23 protein-coding genes are annotated in these 21846 nt (G+C 69.0%); 7 read left to right on the top strand and 16 right to left on the bottom strand.

All coding sequences use genetic code 11. The features are described 5' to 3' along the window. Positions 1-7: 7 nt before the first annotated feature. Complete coding sequence (locus ACMGFH_RS04305) at positions 8-715, bottom strand: MBL fold metallo-hydrolase (RefSeq protein WP_415381552.1); 708 nt, start codon at positions 713-715, stop codon at positions 8-10. An 87-nt stretch (positions 716-802) separates the two neighbouring features. Between ACMGFH_RS04305 and ACMGFH_RS04300 the strand changes: the two genes are divergently transcribed. Then, positions 803-1468, top strand: coding sequence for an HD domain-containing protein (locus ACMGFH_RS04300; protein ID WP_415381551.1), 666 nt, complete (start codon positions 803-805; stop codon positions 1466-1468). Here the strand turns inward: ACMGFH_RS04300 and ACMGFH_RS04295 are convergent. Further along, complete coding sequence (locus ACMGFH_RS04295) at positions 1465-3606, bottom strand: beta-glucosidase (RefSeq protein WP_415381550.1); 2142 nt, start codon at positions 3604-3606, stop codon at positions 1465-1467. The two genes, ACMGFH_RS04300 and ACMGFH_RS04295, sit on opposite strands and share 4 nt — an antisense overlap. A gap of 225 nt (positions 3607-3831) precedes the next feature. Then, complete coding sequence (locus ACMGFH_RS04290) at positions 3832-5073, bottom strand: molybdenum cofactor synthesis domain-containing protein (RefSeq protein WP_415381549.1); 1242 nt, start codon at positions 5071-5073, stop codon at positions 3832-3834. 125 nt (positions 5074-5198) lie between these two features. Between ACMGFH_RS04290 and ACMGFH_RS04285 the strand changes: the two genes are divergently transcribed. From ACMGFH_RS04285 to ACMGFH_RS04275, 3 genes are all read left to right on the top strand, one after another. Beyond that, a complete protein-coding gene (locus tag ACMGFH_RS04285; RefSeq protein ID WP_415381548.1) occupies positions 5199-6245 on the top strand; it encodes a zinc-binding dehydrogenase in 1047 nt (348 codons plus the stop codon). Next, the gene (locus ACMGFH_RS04280; RefSeq protein WP_415381547.1) at positions 6238-6534 is read left to right on the top strand and encodes a hypothetical protein; all 297 of its coding nucleotides are present in this window, start codon (positions 6238-6240) and stop codon (positions 6532-6534) included. Before ACMGFH_RS04285 ends, ACMGFH_RS04280 begins: the two co-directional genes overlap by 8 nt. Positions 6535-6649: 115 nt before the next feature. Beyond that, on the top strand, positions 6650-8440 hold the full coding sequence (locus tag ACMGFH_RS04275) for a histidine kinase N-terminal 7TM domain-containing protein (protein ID WP_415381546.1): 1791 nt from the start codon (positions 6650-6652) through the stop codon (positions 8438-8440). A gap of 81 nt (positions 8441-8521) precedes the next feature. On the opposite strand, the gene ACMGFH_RS04270 is transcribed toward ACMGFH_RS04275, so the two are convergent. From ACMGFH_RS04270 to ACMGFH_RS04260, 3 genes are all read right to left on the bottom strand, one after another. Then, positions 8522-9895, bottom strand: a complete 1374-nt coding sequence (locus ACMGFH_RS04270; protein ID WP_415381545.1) for an NAD-dependent succinate-semialdehyde dehydrogenase — start codon at positions 9893-9895, stop codon at positions 8522-8524. A 60-nt stretch (positions 9896-9955) separates the two neighbouring features. Continuing rightward, complete coding sequence (idi, locus tag ACMGFH_RS04265; RefSeq protein ID WP_415381544.1) at positions 9956-10561, bottom strand: isopentenyl-diphosphate Delta-isomerase; 606 nt, start codon at positions 10559-10561, stop codon at positions 9956-9958. 80 nt (positions 10562-10641) lie between these two features. Further along, positions 10642-11547 carry a diacylglycerol/lipid kinase family protein gene (locus ACMGFH_RS04260; protein ID WP_415381543.1) on the bottom strand — a complete coding sequence of 302 codons (906 nt, stop codon included), beginning with the start codon at positions 11545-11547 and terminating at the stop codon, positions 10642-10644. A 50-nt stretch (positions 11548-11597) separates the two neighbouring features. On the opposite strand from ACMGFH_RS04260, the gene ACMGFH_RS04255 reads away from it, so the two are divergent. Next, positions 11598-12266 (top strand): CehA/McbA family metallohydrolase, encoded by a 669-nt coding sequence (locus tag ACMGFH_RS04255; protein WP_415381542.1) that lies wholly within the window; start codon positions 11598-11600, stop codon positions 12264-12266. A gap of 69 nt (positions 12267-12335) precedes the next feature. Here the strand turns inward: ACMGFH_RS04255 and ACMGFH_RS04250 are convergent, their stop codons facing one another. Next, positions 12336-12749, bottom strand: a complete 414-nt coding sequence (locus tag ACMGFH_RS04250) for an Lrp/AsnC family transcriptional regulator (protein ID WP_415381541.1) — start codon at positions 12747-12749, stop codon at positions 12336-12338. A gap of 103 nt (positions 12750-12852) precedes the next feature. Here ACMGFH_RS04250 and carA point away from each other — a divergent pair, with 103 nt between their 5' ends. Beyond that, positions 12853-13923: a glutamine-hydrolyzing carbamoyl-phosphate synthase small subunit gene (gene carA, locus ACMGFH_RS04245; protein ID WP_415381540.1), complete on the top strand. Its 1071-nt coding sequence runs from the start codon at positions 12853-12855 to the stop codon at positions 13921-13923. A gap of 97 nt (positions 13924-14020) precedes the next feature. Here carA and ACMGFH_RS04240 read toward each other — a convergent pair whose 3' ends face one another. The 4 genes from ACMGFH_RS04240 to ACMGFH_RS04225 form a co-directional block, all read right to left on the bottom strand. Next, complete coding sequence (locus tag ACMGFH_RS04240; RefSeq protein WP_415381538.1) at positions 14021-14734, bottom strand: hypothetical protein; 714 nt, start codon at positions 14732-14734, stop codon at positions 14021-14023. Between the two features lie 156 nt (positions 14735-14890). Next, positions 14891-15055 (bottom strand): hypothetical protein, encoded by a 165-nt coding sequence (locus ACMGFH_RS04235; protein ID WP_179918330.1) that lies wholly within the window; start codon positions 15053-15055, stop codon positions 14891-14893. Between the two features lie 68 nt (positions 15056-15123). Further along, positions 15124-15438: a HalOD1 output domain-containing protein gene (locus ACMGFH_RS04230; RefSeq protein WP_415381537.1), complete on the bottom strand. Its 315-nt coding sequence runs from the start codon at positions 15436-15438 to the stop codon at positions 15124-15126. A 229-nt stretch (positions 15439-15667) separates the two neighbouring features. Next, positions 15668-16072, bottom strand: a complete 405-nt coding sequence (locus tag ACMGFH_RS04225) for a CBS domain-containing protein (RefSeq protein ID WP_415381536.1) — start codon at positions 16070-16072, stop codon at positions 15668-15670. Positions 16073-16202: 130 nt separating this feature from the next. Here ACMGFH_RS04225 and sugE point away from each other — a divergent pair, with 130 nt between their 5' ends. Beyond that, positions 16203-16526: a quaternary ammonium compound efflux SMR transporter SugE gene (sugE, locus tag ACMGFH_RS04220; RefSeq protein WP_415381535.1), complete on the top strand. Its 324-nt coding sequence runs from the start codon at positions 16203-16205 to the stop codon at positions 16524-16526. Between the two features lie 38 nt (positions 16527-16564). On the opposite strand, the gene ACMGFH_RS04215 is transcribed toward sugE, so the two are convergent. The 5 genes from ACMGFH_RS04215 to ACMGFH_RS04195 form a co-directional block, all read right to left on the bottom strand. After that, positions 16565-16711, bottom strand: a complete 147-nt coding sequence (locus tag ACMGFH_RS04215; RefSeq protein WP_415381534.1) for a hypothetical protein — start codon at positions 16709-16711, stop codon at positions 16565-16567. Between the two features lie 100 nt (positions 16712-16811). Beyond that, positions 16812-20150 carry a carbamoyl-phosphate synthase large subunit gene (gene carB, locus ACMGFH_RS04210; protein WP_415381533.1) on the bottom strand — a complete coding sequence of 1113 codons (3339 nt, stop codon included), beginning with the start codon at positions 20148-20150 and terminating at the stop codon, positions 16812-16814. A 312-nt stretch (positions 20151-20462) separates the two neighbouring features. Beyond that, on the bottom strand, positions 20463-20693 hold the full coding sequence (locus tag ACMGFH_RS04205) for a hypothetical protein (protein WP_415381532.1): 231 nt from the start codon (positions 20691-20693) through the stop codon (positions 20463-20465). A gap of 99 nt (positions 20694-20792) precedes the next feature. Next, complete coding sequence (locus ACMGFH_RS04200; RefSeq protein ID WP_415381531.1) at positions 20793-21326, bottom strand: DUF5815 family protein; 534 nt, start codon at positions 21324-21326, stop codon at positions 20793-20795. 75 nt (positions 21327-21401) lie between these two features. Then, positions 21402-21818, bottom strand: a complete 417-nt coding sequence (locus tag ACMGFH_RS04195; RefSeq protein WP_415381530.1) for a hypothetical protein — start codon at positions 21816-21818, stop codon at positions 21402-21404. Positions 21819-21846: the final 28 nt, after the last annotated feature.

Genomic DNA, 21846 nt, shown 5'->3' with positions numbered 1-21846 from the left:
GCGCTCGTTAGCGGCGAATTCGCGCGGGTTCACGGTCGTGGCCGAACCGCGCCGCGAGTTTGTCGAACCGCGCTCGCCCGCCCCGGTCGAACGGAACACCGTGACCCACGGCCGCGACGTCGAACGCCGGCGCGTCCGTGGCGAGTCGGCGGACGCTCTCGCGGACCTGTCCCGCGTCGTCGGTGACGATCCACGGCATCGGATCGAGGCGGCCGTCGGACTCCGAGACGAGGTCGCCCAAGAGGGCGACGCCCAGTTCTTCGCTGACGTACGAGACGTGCCCGGAGGTGTGCCCCGGCGTCTCGTAGACGGTGAACGACCCGATCTCGTCGCCGTCGGCGAGCGGAATGACCCCGTTGTTCGGTGGGGTGTACAGCGGGCCGAGTAACCGCTGGAGAGCGCCTTTCGGGATCGAGAACGGCGGTGTCCCCCGGCCCGTGACCAGCGGTGCGTCGTGCCGACCGGCGTATATCGAGACATCGAGACCGTCGAGTCGGGAGAGGCCGCCGACGTGGTCGACGTCGTAGTGGGTGAGCAGCACCCGGTCGAGGTCGTCGAGGGCGAACCCGGCCTCGACGACGGCGTCGACGAGTTCCCCGCCCTGCCACGGCATCCCCGCGTCGACGAGCGTCAGGTCGCCGCCGTCGTCGACGAGATACGCGTTGACGCCGCGCAGGTCGATCCACCACACCCCCTCGCGCAGTTGCGTCACCATGTCGTCGCGTTCGGCCGCGGCACTGATAAAGCGTCGTCCGGTCGACAGGCCGGCACGTTTTTGCTCGGTCCCCGCGGCGGGTGACCTATGCGAGCTGACGAGGTGCCGCCGGTCCACGAGCGAGTCGCCGGCGAGGTCCGCGACCACTTCGACGGCGACGACACCGGCCACGACACGGCCCACGCGTGGCGGGTCTATCGGCTGGGTCGTCGCCTCGCCGAGCGCGAGAACGCGGACTTCGAGGTGGTGGGCGCCGCGGCGCTCGTCCACGACCTGCACCGTCTGCGCGGCGACGGGTTCGTCCATCCGCGCGAGACGATCCCCGAAGTCCGGCGGGTCCTCGCCGACGCCGACTTCCCGACGGACGGGCGCGACGCGGTCTGTCACTGCGTCGCCCACCACGAGGAGTACGACTTCGCCGAGACGACCCACCTCGACCACGAACCGACCGCCGAGGAGCGAGTGCTGCGGGACGCCGACAACCTCGACGCGCTCGGCGCGGTCGGGATCGGCCGGGCGTTCACCTTCGGCGCCCACCACGGCCAGGGAATGTACGACCCCGACCGTGAGGTGCGCGAAACGTACGACCGGCGCGACCGCGACAACACCGTGATCCAGCACGTCCGCGAGAAACTGCTGCGCCTGCCCGAGGCGATGGAGACCGACGCCGGTCGCGAACTCGCCGCGGAGCGGGCGGCCTACGTCGAGGAATTCGTCGATCGGTTCGAGGCCGAGTGGCGCGGGGAGCGCTAGCGGTCGATGGAGACGCCGAGACGTAGGTCTCGCGAGGAACGGCCCACCGAGACCACGTGTTCGCCCGAATCCACGGTCCAGCCGTCGGACTCGTCGTAGCGTCCGAACGCCCGCTCGTCGAGGGCGACGGCGACCCGACGGGATTCGCCCGGGTCGAGCGAGAGCGCGGCGAAGCCGGCCAGTTCCCGCGGCGGCCGCTCCAGATCGTCCGGCGCCTCGGGCGCGTCGACGTACGCCTGCACGACCTCTCGACCCGGTCGCTCACCCGTGTTTTCGACGGTGACTTCGACGGTCGCGTCGTCGACGGCTACGGCGTCGCGATAGGCGAACTCGGCGTACGAGCGGCCGTGACCGAACGGATAGGTCGGTTCGGCGTCGGTCGCGTCGAAGTGCCGATAGCCGACGAGCAGCCCTTCCTCGTAGTGAACCTCGCCGTCGACGCCGGGGAACCGCCGCTCGGTGTTCGCGGGGTACTCGCCCTCGGGCGCGAACGTCACCGGGAGCCGACCGCCCGGGTCGCTGTCGCCGTAGAGGACGGACGCGGCGGCGTCGCCGTGGGCCTGCCCGGGGTACCAGCCCGCGAGCACCGCGGCCACGTCCTCCCGCCAGGGCGTCTCGACGGGACCGCTCGTGTCGAGGACGACGACCGTCCGGTCGTTAGCGGCCGCGACCGCGTCGACCAGTTCGTCCTGCTCACCGGGGAGCGCGAGCGTCTCGCGGTCCGCCGCTTCCGTGGCCTGGTCGCGGACGAACACGACCGCCGCGTCCGCGTCTTCGGCGGCCGCGACGGCGTCGTCGACGGACGCGTCCGCGCTCTCCTCGTCCTCGGCTTCGTCGTCGCCGCCGAATCCGTCGAACAGCGACACGTCTTCGATCCGCGGGATGCCGCGGGCGACCGAGACATCGCCGTCGGCGCGAGCCTCGATCCCCTCGACCGGGCTCGTGTCGGTGAACGGCGTCGTCTCCGAGGACCCTCCGCCGCCCAGGATGGCCTCGTCGACGTTCGGCCCGATCACCGCCACGTCGGCGTCGTCGGCGAGCGGGAGGACGCCGTCGTTCTCCAGCAGGACCGTCCCGCGGACGGCGATCCGCTCCGCCAGTTCCCGGTGTTCCGGTGTGTCGATGGCGCCCTCGCCACGGTCCGCTCCGCCCTCGTCGTCGGCCCTACCGCCACCGCTCTCGCCGAGCAGGCCGTGGCGTTCGAGCTGGGTCAGGTACCGCTCGACCATGTCGTCGAGACGGGACGCGGGCACGTCGCCGGCCTCGACGGCGTCGGCGAGTTTCTCGCGGAAGAGCCCGCCGGTCCTGGGGTCGGGCATCCCGTCGGCGTAGTCGAAGCCGCCGGGGTCGATTTCGTCGGCGGGCATCCCCATCGACTCGAACAGTTCCTCGGCGGAGATGCCGGGCATCTGGAGGTCCAGGCCTCCGTTGGCCGTGCCGACCACACTCTCGGTGCCGAACCAGTCGGACATAACGACTCCCTCGAAGCCCCACTCGTCTTTGAGCACCTCGCTGAGGAGATGCTCGTGTTCGCTCATGAACGTCCCGTTGACGCGGTTGTACGCGGACATCGCGGCGCCGGCGCCCGCCTCGACCGCGTCGCGGAAGCCCGGCAGGTACAGCTCCCGGAGGACGCGTTCGTCGACCTCGGCGCTGACCGAGGCACGGGCCGTCTCCTGGTTGTTCGCAGCGAAGTGCTTCGGCGTCGCGATCACGTCTTCTGATTCGATTCCTTCGACGACGCCAGCCGCGAACTGCCCCGTCACGACCGGGTCCTCGGAGAAGTACTCGAAGTTGCGTCCGCAGTGGGGCACCCGGACGAGGTTGAGTCCGGGGCCCAGCAACACGTCCTGGGTCCGGGCGGTCGCCTCGCGGCCGAGCGCGGCGCCGAACTCGCGGGCGAGGTCTGCGTCGAACGAAGCGGCGAGGGCTATCGACGCCGGGAACGCGGTCGCCGGTTCGTCCGTCCGGACGCCGAGCGGCCCGTCAGAGAGCCGGACGTTCGGGATATCGAGCCGTTCCACCCCGGGAACGAAGCCGGTCGACGTCCCGTCCGTGTCGGTCGCACCGTGCGTGAGCCGTACCTTCTCTTCGATCGTGAGCGCTGACAGGAGCCGTTTCACTGCGGCTGAACTCATTGACTGAACGTTCAGTCAGGACCGACTTAATCGTTACTCCCGGCTTCCAGCGGGACGGTCCAGCTACTGTCGACGCGAACCGGCGAAAACGGGATCGAACAGAGTCGCAACAGAGAGACGGGGAAGGCGGAGCGTGGGGAGTGAAAGCGAGAGTGGGGAGAGCGGCCCGTCGCGGATCAGGTTCGAGCGTCCGGCGTCAGTGCTCGACGATGGTGCCGCCGGCGCTCAGTCGTCGCGGCGGGCGAGACCGACCAGGTGACCCATCTCCTCGACGACGAGTTCCTCGGTGGCGAGTCTGACGGCGGCTTCGCTGCCGGGGAGGCAGAACACCGCGACGCCCTCGACCATCCCCGCCGTCGCTCGCGAGGCCATCGCCCGGGTCCCGATCTCCTCGTAGGAGAGGATGCGGAACAGCTCGCCGAACCCCGGAAGTTCGCGGTCGAAGAGGGGCCGGGCGGCCTCGACGGTCACGTCGTCGGGCGTGACGCCGGTCCCGCCGGTCGTGACGACCACGTCGACGTCGTCCCGGCCCGTCAGGTGCAACAGGGCGTTCTGGACGCCGTCGAGGTCGTCGCGGAGGATCTCCCTGGTGACGACTTCGTGGTCCGCCGCCTCGACGACCGCCTCGATGACGTCGCCGCTCGGATCGTCGTCAGCCGTGCGGGTGGACGAGACTGTCACGACCGCCACGCCCAGGAGGTCGACGTCTGCCGCGTGCGTGTGCCCGTGGTCGTGGCCGTCTTCGTGCGAGTGCCCGTCTTCGTGCGAGTGCCCGTCTTCGTGCGAATGGCCGTCATCGTGCGAGTGGCCGTCATCGTGTGACTGACCGTCATCGTGCGAATGGACGTCGCTATCGGCGCGTCTACCGTCGCCCTGGCTATCGCCGGCGCCGTGACTGTCGTCGTGCCCGTGTTCGTCGGGATCGCTGTGACCGGTGGGGAGAGAGTCCTCGGGTCGGCTCTCTCCGGTGGTTCGACCGTTCTCCGGCTCGGCGGAGTCCCGACTCGGCGGCTCCGCGTGCTCGCCGGAAGCCGTCTGCTCGGTCGACGAGTCCCCGGAGTCGGCGAGCGGATCGGCGTCGTCGGCCGTCGGCGGCGTCTCCCCGTCCGAACCCCCGGGCGCCAGCGGATCGGTGTCCGACTCGCCCGACGCGTCCGGATCGGATTCGGCTGCCCCGGCCGATCCAGACGGCGCAAGCGGGTCCGAACTCGGTTCCGCCGTGTCGGATCCCCGGGGCTCCGGATCCGGCGACGACTCGGCCGAAGCGGCGTCCGACGCGCGCTGGTCGGCCGCTTCGGCCGTGTCCCCCTCCTGCTCGTCGATATCTGTAGCGGATTCGTCCCCTTCCTGCTCGCCGGACTCTCCGGCGGATTCGTCCCCCTCGGCGGATCCGTCCGCTGCCGAGTCCCCTTGCTCCTCGTCGTCACCGTACCCCCTGCTGGTGTCGCGGGACTGGAAATCGACCATGGGATCGATACCCGACAGCGGACCAAAAACCCCAGCATGCCAGGGCGGCGTCGGGCCCACTACGTCGGTCAGACGGGCGCGGGCCGGTCGCCACAGTTTTGCCCGGCGCGCGACTGGCTGCACGTATGCACGCAGTCCAGTTCGCGGACCACGGCGACCGCGGCGTCATCGAGTACGCCGAGCGGCCCGAGCCCTCCGCGGGGCGCGACGAGGTGCTCGTCGACGTGAAGGCGGGCGCGCTCAACCACCTCGACGTGTGGACCCGGCGCGGCCTCCCGGGGATCGACCTCGAACTCCCGCACGTTCCCGGGAGCGACGCGGCGGGCGTCGTCGAGTCCGTCGGCGAGGGCGTGACGCGGTTCGAACCGGGCGACCGCGTCGCGGTCAGCGCGGGCGTCAGCTGCGGCGACTGCGAGTTCTGCCGCCACGGCGAACAGTCCCAGTGCGTCGACTACTACATCATCGGCGAGCACGTCCCGGGCGTCCACGCCGAGTACGCCGCCGTCCCGGAGGACAACCTCGTCGCCGTCCCCGAGGGCGTCGACTGGGCGACCGCCGCGGCCGCCCCGCTGGTGTTCCAGACCGCCTGGCGCATGCTGATGGCGCGCGCCGACGTCCGCGCCGGCGAGTCCGTGCTCGTCCTCGGCGCGTCGGGCGGCGTCGGCCACGCCGCCGTCCAGATCGCCGACTTCGCCGGCGCCGAGGTGGTCGCGACCGCGAGCACGGCGGAGAAGCTCGACTACGCCCGCGAGGTCGGCGCCGACCACGCGATCAACTACGCGGAGACCGACTTCGCGGCGCAGATCGACGACCTGACCGACGGCCGCGGCGTCGACGTCGTGGTCGACCACGTCGGCGGCGAGACCTGGGACGACTCGCTGAAGAGCCTCGCCAAGGGCGGCCGGCTCGTGACCTGCGGCGCGACCGCGGGCAGTCGACCGGAGACGAACGTCAACCGCGTGTTCTGGAATCAGCTCTCGATTCTCGGGTCGACGATGGCGACCCCGGGCGAGGTGGACGACGTCCTCTCGAAGGTGTGGGACGGCACGTTCGAGGTGCGCGTCCGCGGGCGGTTGCCGATGAGCGAGACGTCGCGCGCGCACGAACTCCTCGAAGACCGCGAAGGGTTCGGAAAAGTCGTCGTCGTCCCGGACAGTGAGTTCGATGAGTGACGCGACCGACGCGGACGAGGCGGTCCGCTCGAATCCCGACACGGCGGGGTACGACGTTCCCGACCCGGAAGAACAGGAGTTCGGACTCCGGGGCTGGGGACTGGTCCTCACGCTCGTCGTGACGCTGATCGTGATTCCGGTGGCCATCGTCGCGCTGCCGGGGGCCGATCACGTCCTCGAATCGCTGCCGCTCGGGTGGCGCGACGCCTATCTCGTCTTGCCGTTCGTTCCCGCCCTGTTCCTCGGCCTGATCGGCGCCTGGACGGCCGTCGCCAACCGCCGTTCCTGACGGTCGGACCGTCTCGAGGAGCGGACCCGCGGCGCGATCCGCCCGGCCGCCGATCCAATTTTGATATCCAGCCACTTACACTTATTTCGGGGACCGGAGAACCTCCCCAGTATCGATGTCGACGCCGCTGCTCACACCGGTCGTCTTGCTGGGGGCGATTCTGGGGAGCGGCGTCGCCGCGTTCGTGTGGGTGTTCCGCGACACGCCGGGCGCGAAACCGCTCGGCGTGTTCATGATCGCCGCGAGCGTGATGGCGCTCGCGCAGGGGATGTCGCTCGCGACGCCGCCGCTCGCGACCAAGATCTACTGGTCGAACGTCGCCGCGACAGTCTCGACCGCGCTCCCAGTGGCGTGGCTGGCGACCGTCCTCGCGTACGCCGAGAGCGACCGCGCGGTCCGCGGGCGTACGCTCGCCGTCCTGCTTCTCGAACCGGCTCTCTTCGCCGCACTCGTCTGGACGAACGCCGATCACGCGCTCGTCTGGACCGACCGCTGGATCGAGACGGTCGACGGCGCCTCCGTCCTCGTCGCCGAGTTCGGACTCGCGATGTGGGCCCACGTCGGGTACGCCTTTCTGCTCGTCGCCGTCGGCGGACTCGAACTCCTCCGCGTGACCGTCCGCTCGAACGACTACTTCCGCAGCCAGGGCACCGCCCTCCTCGCGGCGGCCTTCGTCCCCGTCAGCATCGTCGCGCTCTCGCTCTACGGGGTCGTCCCGGCGCAGTACGAACTCATCGGGCTCGGATTCGTCTTCGCCGGCCTCGTCATGACAGCGACGCTCTTCCGGGGACGGCTCCTCTCGATCACGCCGGCAATGCGCCGGCTCGGTCGTGAAGCCGTCATCGACGAGATGGACGACAGGATCGTCATCCTCGACGACGCCGACCGGATCGTGGACGTCAACCCCGCCGCCGCTCGACTCTTCGACGTCGACCCCGACGACGTCGTCGGCGCGAAGCTGGAGCGGATCGCCGCGAGGCTCGCCGACGCCATCGACGCCCTGGAGAACGGCCAGGCCGAACTCGCCATCGACGGCCCCGAGGGCCGCCGCTACTACGACGTCCGCGTCTCGCGGCTGTACCGGAGTTACGGCGGCGTCGCCGGCCGCGTCGTCAGCGTCCGCGACGTGACCGGCCGCCGCCTGCACGAACAGCGCCTCGACGTGCTCAACCGCGTCCTCCGCCACAATCTCCGCAACGAACTCAACGTCGTCCGCGGCAACGCCGAACTGCTCCGCCGCGAGGTGGAACCGACAGACACCGACGTCGAGCGCCGCCTCGACCGCATCGAGGGCACCGTCGACACCGTCTCCGCCCGCAGCGAGAAGATCGGGCAGGTCTCTCGCGCGCTCGACCGCGACTGCGACGGAGACTTCGACGCGGCGACGAGACTGGACGGACTCGCCGCCGCCGTCGAGGACCGTCACCCCGACCTGACTGTCCGCGTCCGCGTCCCCGACGGCCTGACCGTCGTCGGCGGGCCGTCGCTGGAGCGCGCCTTCGAGGAGCTCTTCGAGAACGCGGCAGAACACGCCGGCGACGCCCCGACCGTGGAGGTGACCGCCGATCGGACCGACGGCCCGTTCGCCGCCGTGCGGGTCGAGGACGACGGACCGGGGATCGACCGACAGGAGCGGGTCGTCATCGAGGAGGGCCGCGAGACCGCGCTCGAACACGGCAGCGGCGTCGGCCTCTGGCTCGTCAACTGGGTCGTCCAGGAGTGCGGCGGCGACATCGAGTTCGGTGAGTGCGACGAGGGGACGGTCGTCGTCGTCACGCTACCCGACGCTGACGCCGACGGTGGGCTCGGCGCCGGGAGCGGATCCGGCGACGCCTCCGGTGACGTCCATACGGACGACGCACTGCTCGACGCGGACGAGCGCGCCGGACTGGGAGCCGACGACTGAGTCCCCCGTCGCGACCACCGCTCACCCGCTGGCCGCTCACTGGCTGGCCGATTAGCCGCCGCCCGAGCACTCGCCGCCCGATCACTCGCCGGCGGACTGCACCCACACCGTCTTGCGGTTGACGAACTCGCGGATCCCGTCCCGACCGAGCTCCCGACCGTACCCCGAGTTCTTGACGCCGCCGAAGGGGAGCCGCGGGTCGGACTTGACGAGTTCATTCACGAAGGTACAGCCGGCGTCGATCTCGCGGGCGACCCGCTCCCCGCGGTCCAGATCGCCGGTCCAGACCGACGCCCCCAGTCCCAGGTCGGTGTCGTTCGCCAGGTCGATCGCGGCCGCCTCGTCCTCGACTTCGAAGACGGCCGCGACCGGTCCGAACACTTCTTCCGTCGCGACGGCCGCGTCGCGCGGCACGCCCGTCAGCACCGTCGGCGGGTAGTAGAACCCCTCGCGGTCGAGCACCTCCCCGCCGCACTCGACGGTCGCGCCGGCGTCGACGCTCTGTTCGACCTGGTCGTGCAGGTCCTCCAGGAGGTCCTCGCGCGCCTGCGGGCCGAGATCGGTCGCCTCGTCGGTCGGATCGCCGACTGTCAGCGACTCCATCTCGGCGACCAGCCGCTCGGTGAACGCGTCGGCCACGTCCGCGTGGACGACGAAGCGCTTGGCCGCGATGCAGGACTGCCCGGAGTTGATACAGCGGGCGCGCGCGCCGGTCTCGGCCGCCGCCGCGAGATCCGCGTCGTCGAGGACGACGAACGGGTCGCTCCCGCCGAGTTCGAGCACCGACTTCTTCAGTTCGCGGCCGGCGGTTTCGGCGACGGCGCGGCCCGCCCGCTCGCTCCCCGTCAGCGTCACCGCGGCGACGCGGTCGTCGGCGATCACCTCGTTCGCGGCGTCCGAATCGACCACGAGCGACTGGAAGACGCCGTCGGGGTAGCCCGCGCGCTCGAACACCTCGGCGATCGCTCGCGAGCAGCCCGGGACGTTCGACGCGTGTTTCAGGAGGCCGACGTTACCCGCCGTGAGGTGCGGCGCGGCGAACCGAAACACCTGCCAGAACGGGAAGTTCCAGGGCATCACCGCCAGGATCGGCCCCAGCGGCTCGTGGGCGACGTACGTCTTCGCTCCCGACTGGCCGCCGATCCGCCGGTCCTGCAGGTGCTCGGGCGCCCGTTCGGCGTAGTAGTCGCACACCCAGGCGCACTTCTCGACCTCGCCCCGCGCGCTGTCGATCGGTTTGCCCATCTCCGCGGTCATCAGTTCGGCGTACTCGTCGACGTGCTCGCGGAGGACCTCGCCGGCGCGTTCGATCAGTTCCGTCCGCTCTTCGATCGGTCGCTCTCGCCAGGACTCGAACGCCTCTGTCGCGGTCGCGAGCGCCGCTTCCACGTCCTCGCCGTCGTCCGTCGCGACCGGTTCCAGGGGGTCGCCGGTCGCCGGGTTGACGCGTGCCATGCCTTAGCTAGCGTGGCGACACCGAATGTAGTTTCGGCAGGAAAAGCCGGGCCCGGTGCCTCACTCGAAGTCGCGGCGCATCGCGATCTCGAACCAGGGACAGAGGCGCAGTTGGCGGTACCACCGCGGGTGTTCGTAGAGGCGCTCGTACGGGACCCACATCAGCCCGCCGACCTCGTCGGGGTCCGGATCGAGGGACGTGTCGAGCAGGGTGGCCTTCAGCACCGCGCAGACCTCGTGTTCGACGCCCTCGTCCATGTAGTAGCGCTTGTACTCGAAGCGGTCGGTCACGCGGAGGTCGTCGTACTGGTCGGGCGTGACGCCCAGTTCCTCTTCGAGGCGCTGGCGGGTGGCCTCGACCTGGGTCTGGCCCTGGACCGGGTGCGACGCGACGGTCCCGTCCCAGTAGGTGTCCCAGAGGCGCTTTTTCGGGCTGCGCTGGGCGAGCAGGATCCGTCCCTCCTCGTCGAACAGCAGCGACGTGAACGCCCGATGGCGCCGTCCGTCTCCCGTGTGCGCGTCGAGTCGGTTGACGAGGCCCTGCTCCTCGTCGTTCTCGTCGACCGCGATCACGGCCTGCTCGGCGTTCTCGTGGTACTCGTCGTTCGCACCGGCGCCCGGCGCGTCGTCGGGACCGCTAGAAGCCCCCGCGTCCTCCGAACTCATGAGATTTACATCGGCGAGCGGGTTCAAACAGTCTTCGACTCACGGCGGTCCGTCGAGACGCGGACCACGGCCGATCCGCCTCACTCGTCCGGCCACGGCGACGGTGTCGGCTCGTAGGTGTCGCCGACGCGAAATTGCATCGCCCCGTCGCGGACGCTCGCGTCGATCGACTGTCGCTCGACGATCTCGCCGTCGAAGCTGAACGCCATCGGCCGGTCGGTCGTCGTGACGAGTAGTTCCTCGGTGGTGAGTCGCGTGAGGTGCGAGGCATCCTGTTTCAGCAATCGCTGGAGCGCGCCCTCGGCGAGGTAGTCGATAGCGGGCGCCTGCTCCACGATCACGACCTCCAGTCGCCCGTCTTCCAGGTTCGCCTGACCGCGGCCGCCACCGAGGAAGCGGCGGCCGTTCCCGATCAGCAACACGAGCGCCGTCCCCGACCACAGCGGATCGTGAGACGCGCCGGCGCGTATCTCCAGCAGCGGCCCCTCGTAGTGGCGGGCGTCCGAGAGCGTCTGGAGCGCGTAAGCGAGCGACCCGATCCGCGCCTTCGTCTCGTCGTCGGTGTCCTCGCTGGCCTCCGCGATCAGGCCGCCCATGCAGGAGTTGACGAAGACGTCCCCGTCCGCGACGCCGAGGTCGAGCCGCCGACGGTCCCCCTCCTCGGCGACCTCGAACGCCTGTTCGACGGACTCGATCCCCAGGTTCTCGGCGAAGTTGTTGCCCGTCCCGGCCGGGACCACGGCGAGTTCAACCTCGTCTAGCGCGTCGGCCTCCGCGACGCCGCGGACCACCTCGTTCACCGTGCCGTCGCCGCCGCACGCGAGGATCTGATCGGCCTCGTCCGCCGCCGCTCGCGCCAGCGTCACGGCGTCTCCGGGTTCGTCGCTGTCTCGAACCTCGATACCCCGTTCGCCCGCGCGCTCGCGGGCGGTCTCGGTGTCAGTCCCGTCGCCGCCGGTCGGATTTCGGACCATGACGCGGCGCATGTGGAGACGAGGGGCGGCAGGTCTTTACGACTATCGCCCCTTGCTAGCACGTGTTCGCAGTCGACCTCCACCTGCACACGCGACCCTTCCACAACCCGCGTGGCGCCCCGACGGCGTTCGACCCGTACGGAGCGAGGCTGATGGCCGCGTCGGCCCGCAACAGGGGGATCGACGGGGTCGCCTTCACGAACCACAACTACCGGGTCCCGTACGTGAACGACGACCCGGTGTTCGTCCCCGGCATCGAGGTGACGACCCGCCACGGCCACGTCCTCGTCGTCGGACCGGACCCCCCGGACCGGACGTACGGCGACAGGAGCCACCCCGCCGCGGTCGTCGAAGACGCCCACGGCCGCGGGTGTGTGGCCGTGATCGCGCACCCCTTCCGGGACAGCACCGTTCTGGACGCCGACGCGCCCTTCGACGCCATCGAGGTCAACGGCAAACACCCCGAACGCCGGTCGGAGATCGAGCGGATCGCCGACGAGCGCGAGATACCCGTCGTCGGCGGTAGCGACGCCCACTTCCCGTTCGAACTCGGCCGCGTCCATACGCTCGTCTACGCCGACGAACTCACGCCCGAGAGCCTCGTCGCCGCGATCCGGGACGGGCGGGTCGAGCCCCGGCGACAGACGTACCTCACCGACAGGCTGTTGCTACCGATGTACGACGCGATCCACGACGCTCGCGACGTACTACAGCGAGCGGTCCCCGGCTGAGGAGAAGCGACGTCGGCCGACGGGTCTGCAGAGAACCGGCCGAGTTCTGTCGATTTCGGGGTGGGGCAGTTATCCGACCCGCTCGTCCAGAATCAGTCTCGTCTTCGTGCTCACGACTTCCTCCAGCTCCCGGGTCTGGGTGATGATCTCGTTGACGCGCTCGGTGTCCTGGGCGTCGACGACGAAGACGACGTCCTCCTCGCCGGAGACCTGCCAGACGAAGTCGACCTCCTGCCACTCTGCGACGCGCTCGCTGATGTCGTGCGTGTCGACGCTGACGTCGACGCCGACCTCGATCATCGCTTTGACGTTCCCTGTCCGCGTCGCCACGGTAAAGCGCTCGATGACGCCCTCGTCGACGAGCGACTCGACGCGGTTGCGGACGGTCCCCTCGGAGGTCCCCACGCTGTCCGCGATCTCCGTGTACGGCGTCCGCGCGTCCCTGCGGAGGATAGTCAGGATCTGCCGGTCGAGGTCGTCCATCGAATACCCGTGGCTTCCCCGCGCCCCCACTTGACCGTTACGAAATTCGTAACCTGGCTTCGAAAGCAAGGCTTATGCACGGAGGTGGTATACGCATCTCGTAATGACGGACGCCTACGTGGCACTGGAGGGAGGACGCGTCGTCGAGGCGCGCGCTCGCGCTCCGGGCACGACTCGCGGCGAACTGGTATTCACGACAGCGTACACCGGGTACGAGGAGAGTCTGACCGACCCGTCCTACGAGGAGCAGATCCTCACGTTCTCCTACCCCCTGATCGGCAACTACGGCGTCCGAGAGGAGCGCTTCGAGTCCGACCGTGTCCACCCGCGCGGCGTCGTCGCGCGCGACCTCACCGACGACGTGGCCGAGTGGCTCGAAGCGGAAGGCGTCCCGGCGGTCGACAAGCTCGACACGCGCGACCTCGTCACCGAGATCCGCGACTCCGGCGCGATGAAGTGCGGCATCGCCGCGGGCGAGGGCGTTACCGAGCAGGACGCGCTCGACGAACTCGACCAGTGCAAGCACATGAGCGACCACGTCGACATCGGCGACCAGGTCACCACGCCCGAGACAGTCGTCTACAACGAGGAGGGCGACGGCGCCGACGTGGCGCTCATCGACTGCGGCGCGAAGGGGTCGATCATCACGTCGCTCGTCGAGCGCGACGCGACGGTCCACCTCATGCCCCACGACACCACCGAGGACGAGGTCGCCGACCTCGACCCCGACGTCCTCTTTATCTCCAACGGCCCCGGCGACCCGGAGAACTTCGACCAGGCCAACGAACTCGTCGACAGCTACGTCGGCGAGAAACCCATCGCGGGCATCTGTCTCGGCCAGCAGGTCGTCGCCAACGCGCTCGGCGGCGAGACCGAGAAGATGGAGTTCGGCCACCGCGGCGTCAACCAGCCGGTCCGCGACCTGCGGACAGACCAGGTCGTCATGACCACCCAGAACCACGGCTACACCGTCGCCGACCCCGGCGACAACCTCGACGTCACGCAGATCAACGTCAACGACGACACCCCCGAGGGCCTGGAGAACGACGAACTCGACATCATCACCCGCCAGTACCACCCCGAGGCCAACCCCGGCCCCAACGACTCGAAGGACTTCTTCGACGACGTGCTCGCGATGGCCGAGGACGACACCGTCGCGACGCAGACGAACTAACGACGGGAACCGCCTTCGACCCCTTCTCCGCCGCTCTACCCGTTTTCCGACCGCTCTACGCGCTTTTCCGGCGCTCCGAACCCTTCTCCGGACCGGTTCACTCGGACCGGTCGACCGGCTTCCCACGGTACTGGATCCGCGACTCCGACCCTTCCTCGGTGTGGTCGGTGCCGTTCCCGTTCTGCGTCGCGCTATCCGTCCCCTCACCGTCGTCCGTCGCCCCGGAATCCGACGGTGGGTCGTCGGGGACGCCGGGGTGATTCTCGCGACTGATGGGCTGGCCGCGATAGGTCAGCTGGTTGGCGCCGTCGTCGGTCTCGATCTCCTCGGGCGACTCCGTCGTGCGCTCCTCGACGTACTCCGCGGCCGCCGCGAGCAGCGACTCGCTCGTCGACCGCTTGGCCCAGCAGTGGTACTGCTTGCGCGGCGTCCGGAGGACGAACCGGGTAGCGAGCAGCCCCGTGTGGTACGAAGCCGCGACGACCGAATCGTGGGGTACCTCTATCACGCTGTCCGCCTCGTCGCCGCCGACCAGACAGAGCGTCCGGCGGTCCGTGACCACGATCGCCGTCCCGCGGTCGCCGGCCGGCTTCGTCGTGTTGCGCTTCGTTCCCAGGCCGATACCGCGCTTCCCGTTGGTCAGGACGTACGCCGGCGCCTCCGTCCCGTCGAGGCGCGTGACGGGCGGCTGGTGCAGCCGCCCGTCGGGAAACGACTCCTCGCGTCCAGCGAGGACGCCGACGGTCACGGACGCGTGAGGCGCCATCTCCGCCAGTGTCATCGCCCTGTCGAGGGGACTACCGTCGCTCATCGACTCCCTCCGGGCGACGTCGCGCACGTCTCGGCGGTCATTACCCCGACGTTGTCACCCGGATCTTATCAGAATACGCCTACGATTCCTTGTGGACAGGGTACGTCCTAATACGTCTCGGTCGGGTGACCAGGGGGTCCTGAGCCGGCGAAGCGGTCACCGTTCCCACTCGTAGAACCACCACGACGCGCCGAGCAGCAGGAGCCCCGCGCCGAGCACGGACGTGGCCGGTTCGGGAAAGACGAACAGCACGAACCCGACCAGGATCAGCAGGCTCGGCTCGATCTCGTTCCAGTACTCGGAGTAGCTGGGAAAGGCCATGTGCTGCCGTTGGAGGGCGACCGGGAAATACGTTGACCGGTCACCGAACGGGTTGGACCGCTCGCGGGCTACGGGACCGTGTCGCCGACCCGGACCAGCCTGACGTGCCCTCGCTGGTCGATCGTGACTCTGTATCCCGCGTAGGAGAAGGCGATCTCCATCTGCGCCTCGGACGACGGCGGCCGCTTGAAGAGGTTCTCGACGGCGTGGTCGACCTCGCGGTACAGCGACGGTAACTCCGTCGGGTCGACCCCTTCGAGTCGCGCGATCAGTTCGAGAAACTCGTTCTCGGCCGTCGCAGACCGCGGTTCGATCTGTGCCCGCACGATCCCTGGGGGGTCCCCTCCTGTCTCGTCAGCCTCGTCGGACGGGCCCTGTCCCATACACTGTGAGATACGGAGCGCCCGGGACAAGTGTAGTTGCCACCGTTCGGTCAGCTACGGACCGGTAACCGCGCGAGTAGTGACCGAGTGACGCGGTCGAGTTGCGGGTTCGGGGCCATCGGGACGCCCGAACGGAAGCGATCTGCCGACCCGGTGCACACCGACCGACGACACGCTGTCCGGTCGCCGACAGCGGCGGACGGAGCGACCGAGGAGAGGGCGAAGGCGTTCAGGCTGGCGACGGCGTCTGGACGGTCGAGATGTAGCCCGTGAGGTCGGTCGTAGAGATCATGCCGATGACGCCTTCCTCGTCGTCGATGACGGGGACGTGGTGGATCCCGTGTTCGATCATGAGGTCGGCGACGTCGACGATCGAGGCCTGTGCCGTCGTCGTGACGACGTCGGTCGTCATGTAGCGCTCGACGGTGGTCTGGGCCTTCGGCTTGCTCTTGGCGACGATGTCGACGAAGTCCGTCGTCGTGAGGATGCCCAGCAACTGGTTGTCGTCGTCGACGACGACCAGCGACCCGATATCGCGGCTCAGCATCTGCTCGGCGGCGTCTTCGACGAGCGTTTCCGGTCCGACCGACTGGATTCCTGAACTCATCAGTCGAGCGACGAAGATGTCGTCCATACCAGTTCATCACATATCCAGAATATAAACACCGACGATTTTCACCGCTCGACGGGCGACGATCACACCTCATCGCGCTCCACGGACCGAACCGGAAGGCACAGGCCCGACCCGCCGCAAGCACGGCGACATGTCCTGGTATCTGCTCGGTATCGCCGGCTTGTTCGAGATCGCGTGGGCCGTCGGGCTGGAGTACTCCGAGGGGCTTACCCGACCGGTCCCCACGGCCGCGACGGTCGTCGCGCTCGTCATCAGTATGGTCCTGCTCGCGAAGGCCGTCGAGTCCCTGCCGGTCGGGACCGCCTACGCCGTCTGGACGGGCATCGGCGCGGTCGGGACCGCGGCGCTCGGGATCGTCCTCTTCGACGAGTCCGGCGACCCCCTCCGCATCGCCTTCATCGGCCTCATCGTGGTCGGCATCGTCGGCCTCAACCTCTCTTCGGGCGGCCACTGACGCGGAACCGGGCTCCGCTTCCGACCAGCTGTCGGCGTTCAGAACTGCCGATACAGCAGGACGACGACACCGACCACCAGCAACAGGACGCCCCACCACAGCGAGTCGCCCGGGATCGCTTTGAGCAGTAGCGTCACGATTCCGGACGAGACGAGCGACCACCCGATCGTCGTCTGGTAGGCCATACGGCTCGTTCGTGGCGTGAACGGAAAGACGCTCGGCCGGCGATAGAAACGGGAGCGGAGGAGAGCGGAGGGGGGCTCGGTCGCCGCAGTCAGCCGCCGCTCAGTTCTCCTTGGGCTGGCCCCAGTACTCGTCGCGCTTGACGCGCTGGCCGACGGGCTGGACGTCCAGCGGTTCGTCGGCGGCCTCGATGGCCTCCAGGGCCGCGCGGGCGCTCGCGAGCGTCGAGAAGTAGGTGATCTCCTCCTCGACGGCCGTCTGCAGCGGCTTGCGCTGGCGGGAGACGATGATGTCCACCTCGCCGTTCTCGATGGCCGCGACGAACTCGTCTTCGTCGTCGAACTGGACGAGGTCGAAGTGCTCGGCGTAGCCCTCGACCAGTTCCTCGCCGGCCTCGGTCTCGCGGCCGGGGAACTCGCTCTCGGAGAGGTCGACGACGGCGGTCCCCTCGAGCGGGATGGCCTTGCCGACGGACATCTGGGCCTTCTGGTAGGCCTTGCCGAACGAGTCGGCGGTGCCCATGACCTCGCCGGTGGACTTCATCTCGGGGCCGAGACGCGGGTCCGAGCCCGGCAGGCGGTCGAACGGGAGGACGACCTCCTTGATCGAGACCTGCTCGGGGACCTGCTCGTGGACGTCCAGGTCTTCGAGGGTCTCGCCGGCCATGACCTTCGCCGCGAGCTTCGCGATGGGGACGCCGGTCGCCTTCGAGACGAACGGCACAGTACGGGAAGAGCGCGGGTTCGCTTCGAGGACGTACACCTCGCCGTCCTTGACGGCCAGCTGGACGTTCATCAGCCCGACCGTGTCGAGCGCGCGGGCGATGTCCTCGGTCACCTGGCGCACCTTGCGGTTCACGTCGCGACCGAGCGAGCGCGGCGGGATCATGCAGGCCGAGTCGCCGGAGTGGACGCCTGCGGATTCGACGTGCTCCATGATGCCGCCGATGAGGACGTCCTCGCCGTCGGAGACGGCGTCGACGTCGAGTTCGACGGCGCCCTCGAGGAACTCGTCCACGAGGATCGGCTTGTCCGGACTGACGCGGACAGCTTCCTCGATGTACTCTTTGAGGTCCTCGTCGCTGTAGACGATGTCCATCGCGCGCCCGCCGAGAACGTACGAGGGACGCACGAGGACCGGATAACCGATCTCGTGGGCCAGGTCGAGCGCTTCCTGTTCGCTCGTGGCGGAGCCGCCCTGGGGCTGGGCGACGCCAAGATCGTCCATCAGGCGGTTGAAGCGGTCGCGGTCCTCGGCGAGGTCCATCGCGTCGACCGAGGTGCCCATGATCTCGCAGTCGAGGCCGCGGCGGTCGAGTTCCGCTTTCAGCGGGTGGCCGATGTCGACGGACGTCTGGCCGCCGAACTGGACCATCACGCCATCGGCGCCGGTCTCCTCGACCACGTCGGCGACTTCCTCGGCCGTGATAGGCTCGAAGAACAGCCCGTCGGAAGTGTCGTAGTCCGTCGAGACGGTCTCGGGGTTGTTGTTGACGACGTGCGCGTCGACGCCGACCTCTTCGAGCGCGCGGACGGCGTGGACGGAACAGTAGTCGAACTCGACGCCCTGTCCGATGCGGATCGGGCCGCCGCCGACGACCACGACGCTCTCGAGGTCGCGGTCGACCTGCACCTCGTCGCGGCCGAGCCCCGAGATGGGGTCGCGCGAGGAGTAGTAGTACGGCGTCGTCGCCGCGAACTCGCCGGCGCAGGTGTCGACGAGCTTGAAGTCGCGGTCCGACGTCTGGGCGTCGACCTCGTCGACGGTCGCATCGGGACCGGGCGAACTCGCTGCATCCGCGGACTCGGTCTCCGCCCCACCGTCAGAGCGTGGCTCTGACGAGGTCTCGCTCGTGTCGCTCGCGAGACCCCCGTCGGCCATCGCGGTATCGTCGTCGGGAGCGTCCGGGCCCTCGACAACCGGGAGCCAGGACGCGTGCGTGTCGTTGAACTCGCCGCCGGCCAGCGCCGTGATCTCCTGGTCGGTGAAGCCGACGTCGGCCGCGGCCTGGTAGTCGCCGTTCTGGGCGGCCTCGGCCGCGTCCGCGATGCGCTGGAACCGTTCGAGGTACCACTCGCGGATCTCGGTGATCTCGTTTATCTCCTCGACCGTGTAGCCGCGACTGAACGCCTCGAAGATGGCGTAGGGGCGGTCGGGCGAGGGGCGTTCGAGGTAGTGGTCTTCGAGCTCGTCGTTGAAGACCGTCGAGAAGTCCGCGGCGGGGTCGTACTCCGAGGAGCGCAGCGCCTTGAGGAGCGACTCCTCGAAGGTGCGGCCGATGGCCATCGCCTCGCCGGTGGACTTCATCGCCGGCCCGAGTTCGAACTCGACGTCGCCGAACTTGTCCTTGGGCCAGCGCGGCACCTTCGTGACCACGTAGTCGATGGCGGGCTCGAAGGCGGCCGTGGTCTGGCCGGTGATCTCGTTTTCGATCTCGTGGAGGCGCTTGCCGAGCGCGACCTTCGCGGTGACGCGGGCGATGGGGTAGCCCGTCGCTTTCGACGCGAGCGCCGAGGACCGGGAGACGCGCGGGTTGACCTCGACGACGCGGTACTCGCCGCCGGGCGTGCCGTCGTCGCGCCAGGCGAACTGGATGTTACAGCCGCCCTGGATGCCGAGTTCGCGGATGACGTCGAGGGCCGTGTCGCGCATGACCTGGTGGCCCTCGTCCGGGATGACCTGCGAGGGGGTCACGACCGTGGACTCGCCCGTGTGGATGCCCATCGGGTCGAGGTTCTCCATGTTGCAGATGATGATACACGAGTCGTCGGCGTCGCGCATCACCTCGTACTCCAGTTCGATCCAGCCGTCGATGGACTCCGTGATCATCACGCGGTCGTCGCGCGAGAGTCGCAGGCCCTTGCGGACGGCCTTCTTGAGTTCGTCCATGTCGTCGATGACGCCCGACCCGGCACCGCCGAGGGTGTAGGTCGTGCGCATGATGACCGGAAGGCCGCCGACTTTCTCGACGGCCTCCTCGACCTCGTCCATGGACTCGATAGTCACCGACTCGGGGACCGGCTCGTCGATGGACTCCATGCGCTGGCGGAACTGGTCGCGGTCCTCGGTCGCGTAGATGGTGTCGAGCGGCGTGCCCATCACGTCCACGTCGTACTCGTCGAGGACGCCCTCCTCGGCGAGTTCCGCGGTGACGTTCAGGCCGGTCTGGCCGCCCAGGCCGGCGATGACGCCGTCGGGCTGTTCCTTCCGGATGATCTCCGAGATGGCCTCCGTGTTGATCGGCTCGATGTACACGGCGTCGGCCATCTCCGGGTCGGTCATGATCGTCGCCGGGTTCGAGTTGACGAGCACGACGCGGGCGCCCTCTTCCTGCAGCGCGCGACACGCCTGTGCCCCCGAGTAGTCGAACTCGGCCGCCTGCCCGATCTTGATCGGGCCGCTCCCGATGAGCAAGATCGTACGGTCCTCTTCCTGTGTCATTACTCGGGGGGAGTCCGCTCGTCGTAATAAACCCGGCGAAAGAATACGGATATCGAAACCCAGTTTCGAAAATCGTATTCTACGGGCGTCGTCCGTCTGTCCGACGGATTCGAGGAAAACGGTGTCGCCCATGGCTGGTTCCGGCCCCGATTCGAGGGGCCCTCCGGGTGATCGGGCCGGCCGCCGGCGCGGGTCGGTACGGCGGCCGCGTCGCTACCGAATCCAGCGCGACGACGCATAAATCACCGACGGTTCGGAGCGGCCGGCCCCCTCGTCGAGCGTCGGCGGGGCCCGATTCGGGGTCGGCAGCGGTCAGCCGGTCCGGTCGCTCACGCGGTACCGGAACGGCTGGTCGCGAACGACCTCGACCTCGCCAGACCGCGCGTGCTGCCCGAGGACGGTCGCGACGCGGTGGGCGCTGTCGAACTCCTCGCCGTGCGCTTCGAGGACGTCGAGGATCTCCCGCGCCGTCAGCGGTTCCTCGGCGTCGGCCTCCCGGAGCACCGAGCGGATGCGCTCGAACTCGCGCTGACGGGTGCGCATGCGGGACCCTTCGGTCGCCGATATCATCAAACGCCGTCAGACAGCCGTCTGACGGCCGAGCATCGTCGAGGGTGTGACAATCGAAGTCGGTAGGGCTCCTCAGACCGCGGAGTCGTGTTCGGTCTCGAACTCGCGTTCCTCGCGGTACTGGTCGACGAACGCGGCCACGTCGAACTCGTGGAGCCACTGCTCGAACTGCGCGGTGGCCTCCTCGTCGTCGGCGTGGCTCACGGCGTGGTCCATCAGTTCGACGACGAGTTCCACGACGACCTCGTGGAGACGGCGCGCGTCGAAGTCGGTGAGCCAGACCATCGAGTAGCCGGCCTGTCCGTCGTCGGAGACGTCCTCGACGACGACCTCCTGGGGGAACTCCTCCATCACGCTGGCCATGACGTGGGCGGTCGTGAACTCCGGGAACTCGTCGGCGGTCTCGATGGTGTCCGTCAGCACCTCGACGAGGAACTCGGGGACGAACCGGCCCAGCGGGTGGACGTCCATGACGACGGCGTGGACGTCGCCGCAGGTGCAGTCGTACTCCCGCAGGCCCATGTCCAGGTCGTGGACGGCCACCGTCTCGCCGCAGGGCAACTCGATGTCGGCCCCCTCGCTCCCGGGGACGCGCGGCTCTGCCATTGTCGGAGGTACCGCTGTCAGCCGTTTAAACGCCGCGGTACGGGTCGCGAGAACGGCGCGGCGGGACTGGGAGCACTACGGCCAGTCGTCGCGCTCGTCGTCGCCGGCCACGTCGTCCGGGGTCTCCGGTTCGCCGAGCTCCCAGTCGGCCGCCTCCGCGGCGTCCTCGATAGCGAGGTACTCCCAGCCGACCTCCTCGGCCAGGTCGGCGTCCTCGTCGTCGATGCCGACGAAGACGTGCCGCTCGGTGCCGAACTGGCGCTGGACGTTCTCCAGGCTCTCGGCGCGCGAGCGGGGTCCCGAGAAGAAGTCCTGCCGGATCCGGTGTTTGCGCGTGAAGTTCGTCACGACGTAGGTCGGCTGGTCGGAGACGACGCCGACGTACTCGCTCCACTGGCGCGCGTCCTGAAACACTCGATCGGGGTAGGCCAGTTCCTTCAGCGCGTCCAGGTCGAACGCGAGCGTCATGTCGCTGCTGCCGCCGCTGTCCATACTCGACAGACGCACAGGACGGGGGAAA

The sequence above is a fragment of the Halosimplex rarum genome (assembly GCF_047715405.1).
GTDB lineage: Archaea > Halobacteriota > Halobacteria > Halobacteriales > Haloarculaceae > Halosimplex > Halosimplex rarum.
The sequence above is the reverse complement of the archived record's forward strand: the minus strand, read 5'-3'. Positions and strand labels throughout refer to the sequence as shown.

What these genes read in the sequence shown, in the direction of transcription:
- ACMGFH_RS04295 (WP_415381550.1), bottom strand. Translation starts at nt 3,606, where the DNA reads ATGAGTTCAGCCGCAGTGAAACGGCTCCTGTCAGCGCTCACGATCGAA.
- carB (WP_415381533.1), bottom strand. Translation starts at nt 20,150, where the DNA reads ATGACACAGGAAGAGGACCGTACGATCTTGCTCATCGGGAGCGGCCCG.
- ACMGFH_RS04290 (WP_415381549.1), bottom strand. Translation starts at nt 5,073, where the DNA reads ATGGTCGATTTCCAGTCCCGCGACACCAGCAGGGGGTACGGTGACGAC.
- ACMGFH_RS04250 (WP_415381541.1), bottom strand. Translation starts at nt 12,749, where the DNA reads ATGGACGACCTCGACCGGCAGATCCTGACTATCCTCCGCAGGGACGCG.
- ACMGFH_RS04275 (WP_415381546.1), top strand. Translation starts at nt 6,650, where the DNA reads ATGTCGACGCCGCTGCTCACACCGGTCGTCTTGCTGGGGGCGATTCTG.
- ACMGFH_RS04225 (WP_415381536.1), bottom strand. Translation starts at nt 16,072, where the DNA reads ATGGACGACATCTTCGTCGCTCGACTGATGAGTTCAGGAATCCAGTCG.
- ACMGFH_RS04195 (WP_415381530.1), bottom strand. Translation starts at nt 21,818, where the DNA reads ATGGACAGCGGCGGCAGCAGCGACATGACGCTCGCGTTCGACCTGGAC.
- ACMGFH_RS04270 (WP_415381545.1), bottom strand. Translation starts at nt 9,895, where the DNA reads ATGGCACGCGTCAACCCGGCGACCGGCGACCCCCTGGAACCGGTCGCG.
- ACMGFH_RS04285 (WP_415381548.1), top strand. Translation starts at nt 5,199, where the DNA reads ATGCACGCAGTCCAGTTCGCGGACCACGGCGACCGCGGCGTCATCGAG.
- sugE (WP_415381535.1), top strand. Translation starts at nt 16,203, where the DNA reads ATGTCCTGGTATCTGCTCGGTATCGCCGGCTTGTTCGAGATCGCGTGG.
- idi (WP_415381544.1), bottom strand. Translation starts at nt 10,561, where the DNA reads ATGAGTTCGGAGGACGCGGGGGCTTCTAGCGGTCCCGACGACGCGCCG.
- ACMGFH_RS04230 (WP_415381537.1), bottom strand. Translation starts at nt 15,438, where the DNA reads ATGGGACAGGGCCCGTCCGACGAGGCTGACGAGACAGGAGGGGACCCC.
- ACMGFH_RS04215 (WP_415381534.1), bottom strand. Translation starts at nt 16,711, where the DNA reads ATGGCCTACCAGACGACGATCGGGTGGTCGCTCGTCTCGTCCGGAATC.
- ACMGFH_RS04235 (WP_179918330.1), bottom strand. Translation starts at nt 15,055, where the DNA reads ATGGCCTTTCCCAGCTACTCCGAGTACTGGAACGAGATCGAGCCGAGC.
- ACMGFH_RS04205 (WP_415381532.1), bottom strand. Translation starts at nt 20,693, where the DNA reads ATGCGCACCCGTCAGCGCGAGTTCGAGCGCATCCGCTCGGTGCTCCGG.
- ACMGFH_RS04305 (WP_415381552.1), bottom strand. Translation starts at nt 715, where the DNA reads ATGGTGACGCAACTGCGCGAGGGGGTGTGGTGGATCGACCTGCGCGGC.
- ACMGFH_RS04200 (WP_415381531.1), bottom strand. Translation starts at nt 21,326, where the DNA reads ATGGCAGAGCCGCGCGTCCCCGGGAGCGAGGGGGCCGACATCGAGTTG.
- ACMGFH_RS04240 (WP_415381538.1), bottom strand. Translation starts at nt 14,734, where the DNA reads ATGAGCGACGGTAGTCCCCTCGACAGGGCGATGACACTGGCGGAGATG.
- carA (WP_415381540.1), top strand. Translation starts at nt 12,853, where the DNA reads ATGACGGACGCCTACGTGGCACTGGAGGGAGGACGCGTCGTCGAGGCG.
- ACMGFH_RS04300 (WP_415381551.1), top strand. Translation starts at nt 803, where the DNA reads ATGCGAGCTGACGAGGTGCCGCCGGTCCACGAGCGAGTCGCCGGCGAG.
- ACMGFH_RS04280 (WP_415381547.1), top strand. Translation starts at nt 6,238, where the DNA reads ATGAGTGACGCGACCGACGCGGACGAGGCGGTCCGCTCGAATCCCGAC.
- ACMGFH_RS04260 (WP_415381543.1), bottom strand. Translation starts at nt 11,547, where the DNA reads ATGCGCCGCGTCATGGTCCGAAATCCGACCGGCGGCGACGGGACTGAC.